At 56.0% G+C, this 15,713-nt stretch carries 11 protein-coding genes and 1 pseudogene; 4 read left to right on the forward strand and 8 right to left on the reverse strand.

The genetic code is table 11. The features are described from left to right. The first annotated feature begins 4 nt into the window (after positions 1-4). The gene (locus ASF77_RS21010) at positions 5-1,399 is read left to right on the forward strand and encodes a hypothetical protein (RefSeq protein WP_082493944.1); all 1,395 of its coding nucleotides are present in this window, start codon (positions 5-7) and stop codon (positions 1,397-1,399) included. Between the two features lie 58 nt (positions 1,400-1,457). On the opposite strand, the gene ASF77_RS23855 is transcribed toward ASF77_RS21010, so the two are convergent. From ASF77_RS23855 to ASF77_RS21030, 6 genes are all read right to left on the reverse strand, one after another. Then, positions 1,458-1,751, reverse strand: coding sequence for an H-NS family nucleoid-associated regulatory protein (locus ASF77_RS23855; protein WP_082493945.1), 294 nt, complete (start codon positions 1,749-1,751; stop codon positions 1,458-1,460). Between the two features lie 276 nt (positions 1,752-2,027). Next, positions 2,028-5,198 carry an efflux RND transporter permease subunit gene (locus ASF77_RS21015; protein WP_056344032.1) on the reverse strand — a complete coding sequence of 1,057 codons (3,171 nt, stop codon included), beginning with the start codon at positions 5,196-5,198 and terminating at the stop codon, positions 2,028-2,030. A 14-nt stretch (positions 5,199-5,212) separates the two neighbouring features. After that, positions 5,213-6,454 (reverse strand): efflux RND transporter periplasmic adaptor subunit, encoded by a 1,242-nt coding sequence (locus tag ASF77_RS21020; RefSeq protein WP_056344035.1) that lies wholly within the window; start codon positions 6,452-6,454, stop codon positions 5,213-5,215. Between the two features lie 9 nt (positions 6,455-6,463). Continuing rightward, on the reverse strand, positions 6,464-7,759 hold the full coding sequence (locus tag ASF77_RS21025) for a TolC family protein (protein WP_056344038.1): 1,296 nt from the start codon (positions 7,757-7,759) through the stop codon (positions 6,464-6,466). 73 nt (positions 7,760-7,832) lie between these two features. Then, positions 7,833-8,177: a cation efflux protein, CzcI family gene (gene czcI / locus ASF77_RS23860; protein WP_082493946.1), complete on the reverse strand. Its 345-nt coding sequence runs from the start codon at positions 8,175-8,177 to the stop codon at positions 7,833-7,835. 61 nt (positions 8,178-8,238) lie between these two features. Then, positions 8,239-10,356, reverse strand: coding sequence for a cation-translocating P-type ATPase (locus tag ASF77_RS21030; RefSeq protein WP_229445525.1), 2,118 nt, complete (start codon positions 10,354-10,356; stop codon positions 8,239-8,241). A 383-nt stretch (positions 10,357-10,739) separates the two neighbouring features. On the opposite strand from ASF77_RS21030, the gene cadR reads away from it, so the two are divergent. From cadR to ASF77_RS24725, 3 genes are all read left to right on the forward strand, one after another. Next, the gene (cadR, locus tag ASF77_RS21035) at positions 10,740-11,180 is read left to right on the forward strand and encodes a Cd(II)/Pb(II)-responsive transcriptional regulator (protein ID WP_056344043.1); all 441 of its coding nucleotides are present in this window, start codon (positions 10,740-10,742) and stop codon (positions 11,178-11,180) included. Between the two features lie 11 nt (positions 11,181-11,191). Beyond that, positions 11,192-12,217, forward strand: a complete 1,026-nt coding sequence (locus tag ASF77_RS21040) for a toll/interleukin-1 receptor domain-containing protein (RefSeq protein ID WP_056344046.1) — start codon at positions 11,192-11,194, stop codon at positions 12,215-12,217. Positions 12,218-12,778: 561 nt separating this feature from the next. Continuing rightward, entirely contained in the window at positions 12,779-12,916 is a 138-nt protein-coding gene (locus tag ASF77_RS24725) for a hypothetical protein (protein WP_200934209.1), read from the forward strand. Between the two features lie 8 nt (positions 12,917-12,924). Here ASF77_RS24725 and ASF77_RS21045 read toward each other — a convergent pair whose 3' ends face one another. Both ASF77_RS21045 and ASF77_RS25050 read right to left on the reverse strand, forming a co-directional pair. Further along, the gene (locus ASF77_RS21045) at positions 12,925-14,091 is read right to left on the reverse strand and encodes a hypothetical protein (RefSeq protein WP_156648961.1); all 1,167 of its coding nucleotides are present in this window, start codon (positions 14,089-14,091) and stop codon (positions 12,925-12,927) included. A 379-nt stretch (positions 14,092-14,470) separates the two neighbouring features. Then, positions 14,471-15,713, reverse strand: a pseudogene (locus ASF77_RS25050) (hypothetical protein); the annotation flags it as partial.

The raw sequence follows: 15,713 nt of genomic DNA on the forward strand, positions 1-15,713 counted from the left end.
CCATATGCGAAATTCCGACATCGTTGCCGACAACCAGACAAGCGAATACGACTCGACGAGGTTGCCAGCAGAACAGCTCAACAGTTCCTGCTTTTGCAGCAGCTTGGATAAGTCTGCTTTGAAGTCGGCGTTGTCCTGCGAACTGCACGACAACATGCTTTTCGAGCTGATAGAGGAGCGATGCCCTTACCTGTTCTCGGCACGGCCCGTTTTTATCTCCAGGACTCAGGCGGACAGAATCGAGGAGGTAGTGCGTGCCCTTGAGTCTGTCATTGAGTTGCCCGCGTACCAGGAGCTTGTACTGGCTGATGCGCCCGACATTGCCAAGAGAGGGGCAAACGGCGCACGAGGAGTGTTTTTCGGATACGACTTCCATCCGGACGGCGCGAACCTCGGCCTCATCGAAATAAACACAAATGCTGGAGGTGCGATGCTCAACGCTGCTATGGCAAAGGCGCATCGAACCTGCTGCCTAGACGATACGCAGCTGGCACAAGCTGTCCTTTCCGGCGCAATGTTCGAGGACGAGATAGTGCAGATGTTCCAGGCCGAATGGGCCTGCGCAAAGCGAGCTTCGCCTTTGCGAACCATTGCGATAGTCGACACTCAACCTCAGCAACAATACCTCTACCCGGAATTTATTCTGTTTCAGCGGCTGTTCGCCAAAAACGATATCAATGCAGTCATTACAGACCCGAGTGAACTTGTTTTCAGAGACGGCGCGCTGTGGTTTGGTGAGCTGATGATTGACTTGGTCTACAACCGGCTGACTGATTTCATGCTTGAGGCGCCGGAGTCGCGTGCTTTGCATGACGCGTACTGTGACGATGCGGTTGTACTCACCCCGCATCCTCAAGCTCATGCCCTCTACGCGAACAAGCGCAATCTCACCATACTGAGTGACGCCACAACGCTCGAAGGGCTGGGAGTGCCCCAAGATACTATCGACATATTAGTTGCCAACGTGCCTTTCACCGAGAGCGTCACGACCAATAACGCGGAACGATTGTGGAACGAGCGACGCAATCTGTTCTTCAAGCCTGTCGCTGGATACGGAGGGAGAGCGGCCTACCGGGGCGATAAGGTAACGAAGCGGGTTTGGCAGGAAATCTTGTCGGGCGAATACATCGCTCAGCGAGTTGTCGCTCCTGGCGTTCGGGCTGCCGGTACGGCTGACAGTCCCGAGACTTTGAAGTTCGACTTGCGCAGCTACGTGTACAACAGCCGAGTCCAGTGGACAGCCGCGCGTGTCTATCAGGGCCAGACCACGAACTTCAGGACTCCAGGCGGCGGATTCGCACCCGTGTACAGCCTGGGCGATGAAGAAGTGAATGCGGAGCTGAAGGCCATCAGTGAGGCAGCAGGCAGCAGGAGCTGCTGCGCTAATGACTGCAAATGACTGAGCGTACCGCCGTTAAACCGACAGCCATTTCAATTTATCAGGATGGAACTACCTGTTATTTGATAAGGAATTTCTCTTTGTCTCGACCGTTGAGCCAACGTGGTGCCCGGCCGCGGCCCGTCCAAGTTGCTCCGGAGTCCGGGTCGCGATACTTAGCCTGAACCGTGCCTTTTTTCTCTGACTGCTTTGCCTTCTTGTTTGGCTCAGCAAAGTCGGATGGCGATAGCTTGTGCGCATCCATGAGCTCACGAACTTTTCGACGGGCATCATTAAGCTCATCTTGGCGTGCTTGCTCGGCAAGAATCTGCAACTTTGCAATTTGTTCCTGGTATTCCTGATAGGTTGGCATAGCTTATCTTTTCTGATATGTGGAGTCAGCAATTTATCACGACAACGCTTGAATCGACTGATACAGCAAATTCCACGCGTGTTTAGAACATCGGTTGGTATTGCTTATTAAGTAGTTCTTCCGTGCCGGCGCGCGGGCGTTAATGAAACTGCTAAGATTCTTTATTGCCTGTGCGAAGAGGGGGCCAACAACGCTTACCTTTGCAAATAATGCCAATGCGTAGGTGCATTTAATCCGCAGCGGCCGAGCTATTCCCTCAGCCGCTGCTGGAACCGGTTAAGAGATAATTTCCTGCTTCATGCCAGCCACCATGACACCATTTCTGCGGCGATAGGCGAACCGGTACAAGATTGGCAGAACAAGCAGCGTCAGCGCCGTAGAGGAAAGAATGCCGCCAATGACGACCGTTGCCAGCGGCCTCTGGACCTCGGCGCCAGTCCCAGTTGCGATGGCCATTGGGATAAACCCGACTGAAGCCACGAGAGCGGTCATGAGCACTGGTCGCAGACGGGTCAACGCCCCATCGTGGATGGCGTCATGAAGTGGCCTTCCTTCTTCCTGCAGGCGTTTGATAAACGAGACCATTACCAGTCCGTTTAGCACCGCAACACCTGATAGCGCAATGAAGCCGACAGCGGCTGAGATTGAGAGCGGAATCCCACGGAGCCATAGTGCGAGCACTCCACCGGTAAGCGCGAACGGAATCCCGGAAAACACAATCAACCCATCTCGAAGGTTCCCGAACATCGCGAAGAGCAGAGTGAACACTAGAAGCAGAGCCAGCGGGACTACAACTTTTAGCCGGCCGGTCGCTGACTCTAACTGCTCAAACTGGCCACCCCACACTGTCCAGTACCCTGCAGGTACCGACACGGACTTTTCAATCGACGCCCGGGCTTCGTTCACAAAAGAACCGATGTCTCGCCCGCGAACGTTCGCTGACACGACAACGCGCCGCTTTCCGCTTTCTCGACTAATCTGGTTAGGCCCAGGGCCAACCTCCAGAGTAGCAACCTCACGCAACGGAATGAATCGCGGGCCAGAGGTCGATTGCTCGGAGCGGGGGAGCGCAATTGGCAGGCGTCCCATCGAATCCAAATCGTTCCTAGTGCCCTCCGGAAGCCGGACTACGATGCCGAATTGACGGTCTCCTTCGAATACCGTTCCCGCTTCCGTACCCCCTACAGCAGTAGCGACAGCGTTCTGGACATCGCTTATGTCCAGGCCATATCTCGATGCTTTGTTTCTATCGATATTTATCGTTAGCGTCGGCAAGCCGGTTGCCTGCTCAACTTTCACATCAGTCGCGCCAGCGACTTTCGCCAAGGCCTTGGACAGTCGCTCAGCAGTTTCGGTGAGCACCTCCATATCGTCACCGAACACTTTGACAGCAACGTCGCTACGGACCCCAGAGATGAGTTCGTTAAACCGGAGCTGGATTGGCTGAGAGAACTCGTAGGCGTTACCAGGCAGAGTTGCTGCAGTTGCTTGAATCGCCTCGAGCAACTCGTCGCGGGACTTTTTCGGCTTCGGCCACTGTGCTTCTGGCTTGAGCATCACGTAACCATCAGACATCGTTGGCGGCATCGGGTCAGAGGCTACCTCAGACGTTCCTGTGCGGGCAAACACCCGTTCAATTTCCGGGTGCTTGGCTTTCAGCTCACGTTCGAGCTGAGCTTGCATAGCTACTGTTTGGGACAAGCTTGTACCCGGGATGCGGTTTGCGTTGATGGCAAAGTCTCCCTCGTTCAGGCTTGGCGCAAATTCGCTGCCAAGACGCGTCGCTAGGAGGCCCGACAGTAAGATGCTGACCACGGCGAACGTAATGACGACAGGACCGTTAGCCATGACCTTGCGAAGGAGCGGCTCGTAGAGCCGCTTGGCTTGGTGCATCAATCTGCTTTCCTTTTCCGCCACCGACTTACCGATGAACAGCGCTACGGCGGCAGGAACGAAAGTAATCGAAAGAATCATGGCTCCGAGCAGGGCGATGACGACGGTTATCGCCATCGGATGGAACATCCGGCCTTCAACCCCAGAGAGGGCGAAGATGGGCAGGTAAACCACCATGATGATGAGCTGGCCGAAGAGTAGCGGCCGGCGCGCCTCGCGCGACGCTGCGAACACTTCTTCAAAGCGTTCCGTTCGAGTCAGCGGGCGCCCGAGACGTCCCTGCGCTTCTGCAAGCTTTCGCACACAGTTTTCGACGATAACCACGGCCCCGTCGATGATGATGCCGAAGTCTAGGGCCCCCAAGCTAAGCAGGTTAGCGCTGACCTTGTAAGTGACCATGCCTGTAAAGGTGAAGAGCATCGAAAGCGGTATGACCATTGCAGCGATGATTGCAGCGCGGATGTTTCCCAGGAAGAGAAACAGCACTGCAACGACGAGCAACGCGCCCTCTACCAGGTTCTTCTTAACGGTATTGATAGCCTTGTCGACCAGCACCGTTCGGTCATAGACCGTTATTGCATGCACGCCTTTCGGAAGGGTTCGATTAATCTCCTTCATCTTCAGGTCGACCGCCTGGGAGACGGCACGGCTGTTCTGACCGATAAGCATGAAGACCGTTCCGAGCACCACCTCGCGTCCGTTGTCAGTCGCGGCGCCAGTACGAAGCTCTTGGCCAATACTTACTTCAGCCACATCGCGAACGCGAATAGGGATTCCCTGAGCGGTTCTCAAGGTGATACTCGCAATCTCATCAAGCGACCGTACCTGTCCCGGTGCGCGAACCAGAAGCTGTTCGCCCCGACGCTCGATATACCCGGCGCCCGCAGTGCTGTTGTTACGGTCAATCGCCTCGACGATGTCTTTCATCGTGAAGCCGTATGCGGCCAGGCGCTGCGGATTGGGTGCGACGTGGTACTCCTTCACGTATCCACCAATGGAATTGACCTCAGTGACACCGGGCACAACGCGAAGCTGCGGCTTGATAATCCAATCTTGAACTTCCCGAAGGTCCGTTGGCGTGTACGGTGTCCCATCGGGCTTGCGTGCGTTCTCATCCGCCTCTACTGTCCAGAGGTAGATTTCTCCGAGACCCGTCGAAATGGGGCCCATTTCCGGGGTGACGCCCGCAGGTAAGCGCTCCTTTGCCTCCTGCAGCTTTTCGTTCACGAGCTGCCGGGCAAAGTAGATGTCGGTCCCGTCTTTGAACGTCACCGTCACTTGCGAAAGTCCGTAACGAGAAATGGACCTTGTCTGCTCAAGATTCGGCAGACCGGCCATTACGTTCTCGATAGGATACGTTACCCGTTGCTCCGACTCGAGCGGCGAGAACCCGGGCGCCGCAGTGTTAATTTGGACCTGAACATTCGTGATGTCCGGGACCGCGTCGATGGGGAGACGTTGATAGTTGTAGACTCCAATCGCCGCCATACCGATGACGATTAGAAGGACCAGCCATCGGTGCGCGATGGCAAAGCGGATTAGACGTTCGAACATGAGTGCGCTCCGCCTTAGTGAGAATCTTCGTCGCTGGATTTACCCAGCTCCGCTTTGATTACAAAGCTGTTGCCGGCAGCGTACTCGGTGCCTGGGGCGAGCCCCTTCGTCACCTCGACCGTCGCAGTATCTCTACGGCCAAGAGTCACGTGCTCCGCTCGGAAGCCTCCAGGCATACGGACAAATACCGTTGGCTTCTCTTCAACAGTTTGAATCGCGGCCGCTGCAACCGTGACCGGGGCTTCCCGCTGATTCGACTGGAGCTGTACCTCGACGTTGACGAACAGTCCCGGACGCCAGGAAAGGGCGGGATTGGGGAGGACAATGCGGGCGGTGGCAGTGCGAGTTTCAGCACCGAGCAGCGAGCCGACGTATGCAATCTTCCCGACGGCTTCAGTTTCAAGCGCGCTCGCTCTAACCGTGACCTGCTCCCCAACACGCATGTTACCGAGGTCACCGGCCGGCACCGCGACATCCGCCCAGACGGTGGAGAGGTCGGCAACGGTAAAGAGCGACGAGTCCTCTTTGACTGACTGACCCAGAGAGACCGCCTTTTCTACGACTACACCGTTGAAGGGAGCCCGGAGCTCATAGCTGTTCAACCCGCCTTTGGAATGGGCGCTAGAGCCAAGAGCGCGTAGCTTTTGCTCCGCGTTGCGATAGTCGATTTCTGCTTCTTGCATGGCCTGGCGGGCCTGCAGATAGTCCTGCTCTGCCGAGATTTTTTCTTCCCACAGTTTCTTCTCGCGCGCGAGGGTCGTTTTAGCAAGCGATAGCCGCTTCTCGGCAGTGAGCAGTTGGCTACGCAGGTCAGAGAGTTCCACGCTTGCGATAACGGCTAGCACTTGCCCCTTCTTCACTGATTGACCTATGTCCGCGTGTACTGCCTGTACGGTTCCCTCCAGGAGTGGGACAACCTGTGCCGTCCTGTCCTGGTTGAACTTAATCTCTCCCGGAAGAGTGAGCGTAGAACGAATCGTAGCTGGCCCGGCCTTTAATACCTTGATTCCTGAAGCTGAGATTTGAGCGTCCGTGAGCTTGACGCTGTCGGAATGCGCCTCTTCGGCTTCATGGGAGTCTTCACCAGCTTCGCCTTCCGCCTTACTCGCAACCTGTTCCTCCGCATGCTCTGACTCACCTGCCTCGGCGGCCGGGGCCCGTGGCTTAGTCAACATGATAAGGAGCGCCAGGACGACGCCTACGGCTAGGATGCCGACGATGTACGCCAGCTGTTTCTTTGAAATTTTGCTGTCCATTTTCGTCTCTTAGTGTTCGATGTTCGGCATGTCTACGCCGGTAATACGTGTGATGTCCGCGGCGGCACGATGCGATTCAGAGAACGCACGCAGGTAATCCGCTTTCGATTGGATAAGAGTGCGCTGGGCATCTAGCACATCGAAATATGCGAACTTGCCGAACTCAAATCCTTTAACGGCTGCGTCATATGCGCTTTGGGCACCTGGAAGAATTTCGGCGGCGAGTACCTGAGCCTCATGACGAGACACGCGCAGCCGTTCGTACGCTTGGGCAAGGTCGTTGTAGGTCTTGGTCTCAGCAACTTCGAACTCATCCTTTGCAACATCTGTTCGACGCAGTGCTTCAAGGACGTTTCCACGGTTCCTATCGAAGAGAGGTAGAGGCACCGAGAGGCCAAAGACCGCCTGATTTCGACCCAGCTCAGCCGACCGCTTTATGCCGGCCGTAATGGCGACGTCGGGAGTACGGCGGCTCTGTTCAACTGCGACGAGGGCCTCACGACGAGCCACTTCTGCATGAGCGCGCACTACTGCAGGCAATGACGAGAACTTAGCAGCTAGCACTTCCCACCTTGGAAGCTCGGGGAGAGTGGATGCCGTGCCAACGGCATGCTGGAATTGCGGAGAGACGTTTTTCCACGTAGAGGCCAAAGCAAGCCGAGCGTTGTTTAGTTCACTTTGCGATTTTGACACCTCGAGACGAACATACGATTGCGCGACACGCGCCCGGGTTTCCTCTACAGGCGAGGCTTTTCCTGCTTGCACGCGTTTGGAGACCGCAGTCGTCACTCTGTCGGCGACGTCTTGCGATTCTTGGGAAAGTCGCAAACGCTCCTGTGCTGCTACCGTGTTCATGAATGCCGTGATGACGTCAGCCTGCACCGCAGCTCGCCTGACGCCAAGGTCAGCCCGTGCCGCGTCCTGGGCCCGTTCAGCTGCACTCACACGGCTGGCACGCCTCCCCCCTAATTCAAGCGGTTGGCTGAGCTGAACAGTAGTTTCTCTGGTCTCGCGCCTGGTGTCTTCGACTCCAATCTCAAGAGTCGGGTTCGGTAATGCCCGGGCCTGCATGGTGGCTGCCTCTACGGCCTGGACCTCGTGTTCGGCTGCACGCAGTTCAGGGTTCGCCTGCAGTGCCAAGCGAAGCGCGGCTTGTAGGGACAACGGGCCTGAGGCTTCACGCGTTTGGTTTGCAGCATTTGACGGCATCGGATGCCCGAGCTGCGCAGGCGGACGTGCCGATATTTGGGCAAAAGCTGGACAGCTCAATGCCACCGCAAGAAGCGGAATGATTGGTCGATACATCGAATTCTCCGAAATTTGGATGAAATTCGACGGGACCCCTTGTTAGGCAATAACGGAGGGAGTCTCGTCGCGGCTAGGCGACGAAATGCCAGTCGGGCTTTGAGGGGCCCTCTGGGATATGTGACGAGTAGTTCAGCGTTCTGAGTGCTGCGTGACGACGTGCTTCAGGACTCGGAGACTCGTCGGAGGTACTGGTGAAAAAGGCATGAGAGAAAAGGTGGCAATACTCGCAGTCTGCGTGCACTTTTTCGACTTCTCCGTCGTCGTCGGCCGCGCCGGACTGCGCCTCATGCTCATGCGCATGGTGCCCGAAATGCAGGGAAGCTCTGGTCTCGTGCTGGCAATATGAGGCAGCGGCTGACCAAGAATACTGGGCAGGCAGCACGAACATTAACAGGATGAGGAGAAGTCTTTTCACGGTGCGGACGATAGCATAAGTATGGTTAAGGCCAAGTGTGGGCTCACAATATCGGCGTGGTCTATGACCTAGCTTTGCTAGGTTTCAGCAGGCGAAGTCCGTTGAAGACGACCAGTAGGCTTGCTCCGACGTCAGCGAACACGGCCATCCACAATGTCGCAGAACCAGCTAGCGCAAGAGCAAAGAAGACGGCTTTGATGCCGAGGGCAAGGACTATGTTCTGAATCAGAATCGCATGGGTCGAGCGGCTGAGGGAAACAAACGAAACAAGTTTTGTGAGGTCGTCGTTCATGAGCGCCACGTCCGCAGTCTCGATGGCGGTGTCGCTGCCGGCGGCCCCCATAGCAAAACCGATGTCCGCCTTGGCCAACGCCGGAGCATCGTTGATGCCGTCACCAAGCATGCCGACCATGCCGAATTGCCTTTGAAGTTCTTCAACTTCTTGTAGCTTCCGCTCTGGAAGAAGCTGCGCGAGAACCGTGCTAATTCCCGTTAGCTTTGCAACATGCTGCGCCGTTCGGTCGTTATCGCCAGTGAGCATCACAGTGGTAATGCCCATTTCCTTCAAGCGGCCGATGGCCAGCGCGGCTTCCGGGCGAACCGTATCCGCAACTGCAATCACACCTAATACTGACGTGGCATCGGCCAGAATGACTGTCGTCTTTCCTTGTTCTTCGAGTGCGGCGAGAACTTGCTCTACCGCGGGGGTGATGAGGCCCATCTCCCTTATCAAACGCCGGTTACCTAAGTGGTATGCAACGCCGCCGATGACGCCTCGGACTCCACGTCCTGGCAGCGATTCGAAGGAAGTTACAGGCATAGGTGCGCCACTTGATACGGCGGTAGCGACAATCGCACTCGCCAGAGGATGCGACGAGTTGATGTCCAGACTGCCGGCGATACGCAGAACGTCTTCGTTTGATAGGGGCGACGTCGTTGCTACTTCGGTGACTTTCGGACGGCCAGTCGTTAGGGTACCCGTTTTGTCTACAGCGATAGCCCGAAGTCTGTAGCCGGTTTCAAGGAACTGGCCACCTTTCACCAAAATGCCCATCCTTGTTGCAGCAGTAAGGCCGCTCACGATAGTCACCGGCGTGGAGATGACCAGGGCACAAGGGCAGGCGATGACCAAGAGGACTAGGGCCTTGTAGAGCCATGGGGCAAATTCTCCGCCAAATACCAACGGCGGGACTAGCGCGACCGACAACGCCAGGAGGACCACAGCAGGAGTGTAGTAACGTGCGAAGACATCGACAAAACGCTGGGTCGGCGCCTGATTACTTTGCGTTTCCTCGATTACTCGAACAATTTTGGCGAGAGTGCTGTTTCGGCTGTCCGATGTCGCCTTGACTTCCAGGACCCCTCGCTCATTGATGGTGCCGGCAAAAACCTGGTCACCGACTGCTTTGTCGACAGGTACACTTTCGCCTGTAATAGGTGCCTGGTTTACTGAGGACTCGCCGGCCTGGACGACGCCATCGAGCGGGATGCGGTCACCAGGCTTCACTAAAAGGACATCGCCGATTTGTACCGCTTCGACCGGTACTTCGCGCAGTTCACCGTTAGGTGACCGAAGGTTAGCCACGTCAGGCGCGAGCTTGAGGAGACTGTGGACGGCGTTCCTCGCCCTGGTGAGTGATAGGCCTTCGATTAGCTCGGCGACAGCGAAGAGGAAGACGACCATTGCGGCCTCTGGCCACTGACCGATTACAACTGCGCCGATGACCGCGAGGCTCATCAGGAAATTGATATCAAGAGTGAGTGTTCGTAGCGCGATTAGCCCTTTCCTCAAAGTTGGAATGCCGCCGGTGGCGATAGAAATAAGCGCCAGGGCTATCACGAGGGGGGAGGAGTCCGTGTGTGTTGTCCAAGCAAACGCTTCCGCAGCGGCTGCAGTGACTCCAGACACTGCTAACAGGGATTTTTGACTCGTCGTGAGGCCCGCCGACACGCCATCGTTACGCTGAGTCGCTGCAGTTTCGTCGACTAGCTCCGCATTCATTCCGACAGACCGTAGGGCAGCGGAGATGGGGTCTGGACTCATGAGCTCATGGTGGACCGTAAGCATTCGACTCATGAGGTTAAAGTCGAGTCGAAGAACGCCTTTTATCGGCTCGACCTTGTTACGGATGAGCCGCTCCTCGGTGGGGCAGTCCATGTTCGAGATGCGATACCGCACAACTTCCGCTCCTGCGGGTGGCAAGGGCGCGTCCTCAGCGGTCGTTGTGGCTTGTCCCTTCGCCGCGCAACATGAGGCAGCTGCCGGGCTGGCTGAACGATTTTCCGTTCCATCGTCTAAGCTCGAACTCGACGAAAAGCGGCTTAGTGCACGCGGCATCGCATTGTCGTTTGAGCAGCAAGCAGTCGCCAGCGCATCTGTCGAGTCAACCTCCGCAACCCATTGGTCGCGTAGTTCCAAAGTCAGCGCCTGAGGAGCATCAGCAGGAGCTGGTGAACAGCAATCCTTGCTACTTTCGGGGGGCATGTGAGCACTTTCAAATTCGAGTATGCTTACATTAGAAACCCTGTAGTGGCTACAGGGTCAAGCGTTTTGGAGAACTTATGCGTATCGGAGAACTGGCTAGGCAATCGGGGTGCGACGTTGAGACCGTTCGCTACTATGAGAAGGCAGGACTATTGCCGGCGCCGTCTCGCAGCGAATCTGGATATCGGCAGTACATGCCGCCGCACTTAGAGCGGCTTCAGTTCATACGACATTGTCGCTCATTGCAGATGAGCATCCCCGACATACGGATTCTGCTGGAGTTCCAAGCGCAACCGACCAGCGGATGTCAGGGGGTCAATGATTTGCTTGACCACCACATTGAACTCATCCAGGTGCAAATGCACAAGCTCCAGAGCTTAGAACAGCAACTGATGAAGTTGCGCCACCAATGCGAGCAACCTCATCTCGTCCAGGAGTGCGGCATTTTGCAGAACCTAAGCGATGTCGCTTCGAGCACCGACAGCGGCGGCCACACACAACAACATACGACTGCTTAAGAGAATCAACGATGGCCAAACTTTTCTTTTCTTACTGCCATGCCGACGAGGCGCTGCGCGACCGGCTCGAAGTGCACCTCTCGCTCATGAAGAACCAAGGGCTAATTGAGACCTGGCATGACCGAGGTATTACGGCTGGTTCAAACATAGATACAGCGATTGACCAGAATTTGGAAAGCGCTGACGTAATTCTCCTGCTCGTTAGCGCGGACTTCTTGGCCTCCCGATATTGCTATTCCATCGAGATGAACCGAGCGCTTGAACGGGAGGCTGAGGGCACGGCGCGCGTAATTCCGGTTATTCTTGAGCCCTGCGATTGGCATACTGCACCGTTTGGCAAGCTTCTGGCAGTTCCGAAGGACGGCAAGGCCGTGACCACCTGGCCGAATCAGGCAGAGGCGTGGACAGACGTGGCCAAGCAGATTCGCAAAGCAGTCGAGGGTATGGCTCGGGTGGCACCAAAGGCCGCGACGCTGATGGGCAGAGGGTTTGACCCAGGGTGGGACATTGCGCGGCCTGTGGCAGATGTCGGCCAACCTGCTGCATCTAGTGCCATGCAGGCGCTGGGACAGTCAGCGCAGGAAAGGCCAAGGTCTAGTAATCTCCGACTCAAGAAGGAGTTTACGGACTTTGACCGCGATAAATTCTTGCACGACACGTTTGACTACATGGCCAAGTTCTTCAGTGCTTCACTGGACGAGCTTGCCGCTCGCAACCAGAGTATCCAAGTACGCTTTCTGCCGCTGGCTGGCCAAGCGTTCTCTGCGACTATCTACCGCGAGGGGAAAACGGTTGCTGAGTGTTCGATACGTGTAGGTGGGCTGGGTAGGGGCTCCTCATCACTATCATTCTCGTACAGCGCGGACGCAGGGGCTAACTCGTTCAACGAGATGCTGACTATCGAGTCCGATAGTCAGGCAATGCATTTCAAACCGATGGGGATGCAGTTCCACCGCGGCGAGCAAAACTCCCAATTGTCCGAGCAGGGAGCCTCAGAATACTTTTGGGGGATGTTTATCGAGCAACTTCAACGCTAAGCTGCTTTTCAACGCCAAGCTGCGATTACTTGATGAGAGGGTGGTCTTTATCGCGTCCGTCCAGCCAACGCGAAGCACATCCCCGTCATCGGTTCCCCGCGCCGTCTAGCAAGTCAGTGAACGAGTGGCACGGGTCGTCGGCCGGAAGTACTGTAAGAGAACAAGACTGCTCAATGACTCTATCGACAACTGAAGGTACCTGCCCTAGGACATCCTCCGGGTACATCTCGACCGCTACATTCATCGCATTAAGCCTGCCCCCGCGCAGCGAATCAGCGGCGTTACCGGAGTGACGTCGTACCGTTCGTAAAAAAGCGACGATTGGGGCGTTGGATGTAGTAGGGGCAGCATGCGACATGCAAGCACCGATGCCCGCATTAGCGCCTTTCGCTGCTGTTCGGTCCGACGCGACCGCCATATGACGCCGACATTGCCGGGTTCGTTCTCGCCGCGCACATCGGGGGTATTCATGTTTTCCAAACTGTCATAGTGCAGTCTCTCGAGCACCCGACTACACTGGGTTTACCGGTAAATTTTACCGGCACAACAAGGAGATTAACCATGAGCCGAACCCCAAACGACGACCGCAGCGATAGCATGAACCCTAACAACGACGCCTACGACGACAGCATGGATAATCACTCGAACCAGCTGAACCCCAACAACGAGCGCTATCAGGGCCAAGACGACGACGAGTAACAGAGGGCTTACGCGTCGGCTGCAGCCAACGGTGCCGCATTCTGTTTGCCTAGGGTTTTTTTATGAAACTGTAGCCAAACGGGGTATCGACTTCGCATCCAAGCTTCAATCGTGTCGTGACCAAACGGCAGGCTCAGGCCGAACAATTTGCGCTGTTCGGCTCTGGCTCCTTCTGGCGCCCCGAGCATTCTTTCCAGTTCCTGCGCCACGTAGCCCAAGAAGTTAAGCTGGCGTGCCGCAGCACAAAGTCGCTCGAAGGTCTCAGCGTCCTCGGTGCTGAGCAGCCTATTGGCAATTCCGGTTCTGTAGGTGGTGCTCGGAAAATTCGTACCTCGACTCCACGCGCCGAGCGTTTGAGGGTCAACACTGAATTGTCCGAGTCGCTTATCTTTGAGCAACGCCGCAGGCGTCGGTATCTTTGCTGTTCTTAATAGCCAGTCAAACAGTAGCGCGACGGTGTTTTTGGTGTTTGAACTATCCGAGGGCAGGAGTTGTTCAAGGTAGGACAGCTCGTCAGCAGCCCTGTCTGGCTTCGCTTCAAGGTCCCAAATTGCCAGCAGGCTTAGCCACAGTTCCAATGCCATGGATAGACGTAGCGCCAACATTTCGTTCTCATCGGGAGGGTACGCTATTCCTTTCAACACTTCCGACGACATGAACTGTTTCAGCAGGGGATGGTTGGCTAAGTATTCCGCGGCGGCTTGGAACTGATTTTCATTGCACAGAATCGTCGCGTTTCGACTTGCGCGTTCCACATTGAGAATGAATTGTGCTGAGGCTGGCCAGGGAGCTTGGTCGCCGTTGTCGTCGCAAAAAACTGCCATCAGGTGAGCCTCCCACATGCCCATTTGTGCTAGTGCACTGCTACCGTCCTCTGGAGCGTCAAACGCAGCTGACATCGCACTCGCTATTGAGCGAGGCATCCGGCGCAGCAACCGGGTTTTCAGTTCACGGGAGAGCTGGCCGGTTTGGCTCGCCCGTTCCAAACCCTTGAAGAGGGACTCTTCGCCCATCTCGATGAAAGTGCCTCGCAAAGTAATCCCTTGCAGACGCATCGACACTTCGGGGTCAAACAGGAACAGGCCGCTTAGCCGGATGCGCTTGGCACGTCCTTCAAAGGGGTTGAGGTAAGAAGGGCGCTTTTTTGGGAGCGCTTTTTTGGTAACAGAAGTCAAAGGAGTCCTCGTCGCGTCTTACGGAACACTGCGGATGATGGCTGTTCGGCACGTCAAACATACCGCAGAATTCGCTTGCGTACCTGTGCTCATGGCGACTTACGTGGCATCCCTAATTACAGCCCTGAAGTTCTTGGACTTGTGGTGTAGAAATCAGCCTAAGCCGGCGCTCTGACAAGGCGGTACCCTTGCTCATTACAGACCACGCCTTTGGTCCTTCCCGTCTCGCCAGGCCGCTGAGCACGGTATGGGGCCCCCCTCGAAAAGACGAACGTACGGGTTTGTTTTTTGGTTTCGGCAGGCCCTTATCCGGAGGCAGAACTATGGGCCTGTAGGCTTCGCCATCTCCCATACGTCAGGATGGACTTTGTGCGCTGGATTATTCCTTCAGATACCCGTGTACGGCAGAAACGCTTACGCCTAGTTCCTTGGCTATCGACTTGCGCGGGAGACCGGTCTTTGACAACTCCATGGCTCTGTCGCGCCGGTCTCCTGCGCGGTCTACGTAAACATCTCGCATTAACGCACCATTCTGCCTGCGTGCTGCAGCGTGGCGCTCTGTGTTCCGACGCCGTGCCTCCGACTTGGGAAGTATCGTCTTTAGTTGTAGTGCTTCTGACTCGGTTACCTGCAGCGCCTCTACCAAGGTGGAGTTGGTGAATCTGTAGCGAGAGTCAACCTGCATACCGTTGAAAGGTACTTTTTCTCCGTTTGCAGCCGCCTTCGCGCGGGCGACGACACTGCTTACGCATGACACGATTTCGGATTGCGACCAGCTGGGCGAAAACTCATTTGCTAGCGATGCAACCTCAGGTAATAAGTTGCGAACAAGACAGGCTTGCGCGAGAAAGCATGACGAGAGGAAGACGAAAAGATTTCGCTGGCCCGGCGGCAGGCCGCCGTCGTATCCGCGGATTCTAGCTAGTGTTCTCAAGTCCCCAATGCGGTCCCAAGCAAGTTGGCTCGGGATGAGGGGGCTGGACTTTACATTCGGATTTTCCTCGCGCCCACCAGGAATCACAACCAAGCTTGCACACTGCGCCTCACGCCTGGCTTTCGCAAGTGCGTCATGTGCACTCCGAACGGTTCGTTCTGCATCTTGCGCGGCCAGCTCATCTCGCTGGTGGTCCAAGAGCGTTTCGGCTAACGTATCAAAGTCGTACGCGACTGCGCCGTTCGCTAATCGCTCAGCACCCATCGTGGGTGTCGTTGCACGATGTACTACTCGAATGGTTTCGTCACTGCGAGAGCTCACTGTTCCATCCAGTCGGAGAACCCTCGACGCATCCATTGCCTGAGGGTCTGCACCGAAGCCCATCAAGAGCAAGTTGAGTGCGCGCTGCACTGCCACCCATCGAGGTAGTGCGGCAGCGGGAACGGGCGCGGAGAATAGCCATTTGACTTGTAAACCACGACCTGAGAAGACTACAAAGCTTGGCTCGGGAATCTGCTTGTCATAGCAGAATGTCAGCAACTGTCCCAGCTGAGAGTTAAGTCCAAGATTCGCGAGTCTAGGCTCTTTGTGAATCGCCACGAGTTCAGTAGACACTCCTGAGCCATAATGTCGGGCACAAGGAGAAGGTATGAGTGGAAAGCGGTACACAGAGGAATTCAAGATTGCA

The organism is Massilia sp. Leaf139 (assembly GCF_001424165.1).
Classification (GTDB): Bacteria; Pseudomonadota; Gammaproteobacteria; order Burkholderiales; family Burkholderiaceae_D; genus Telluria.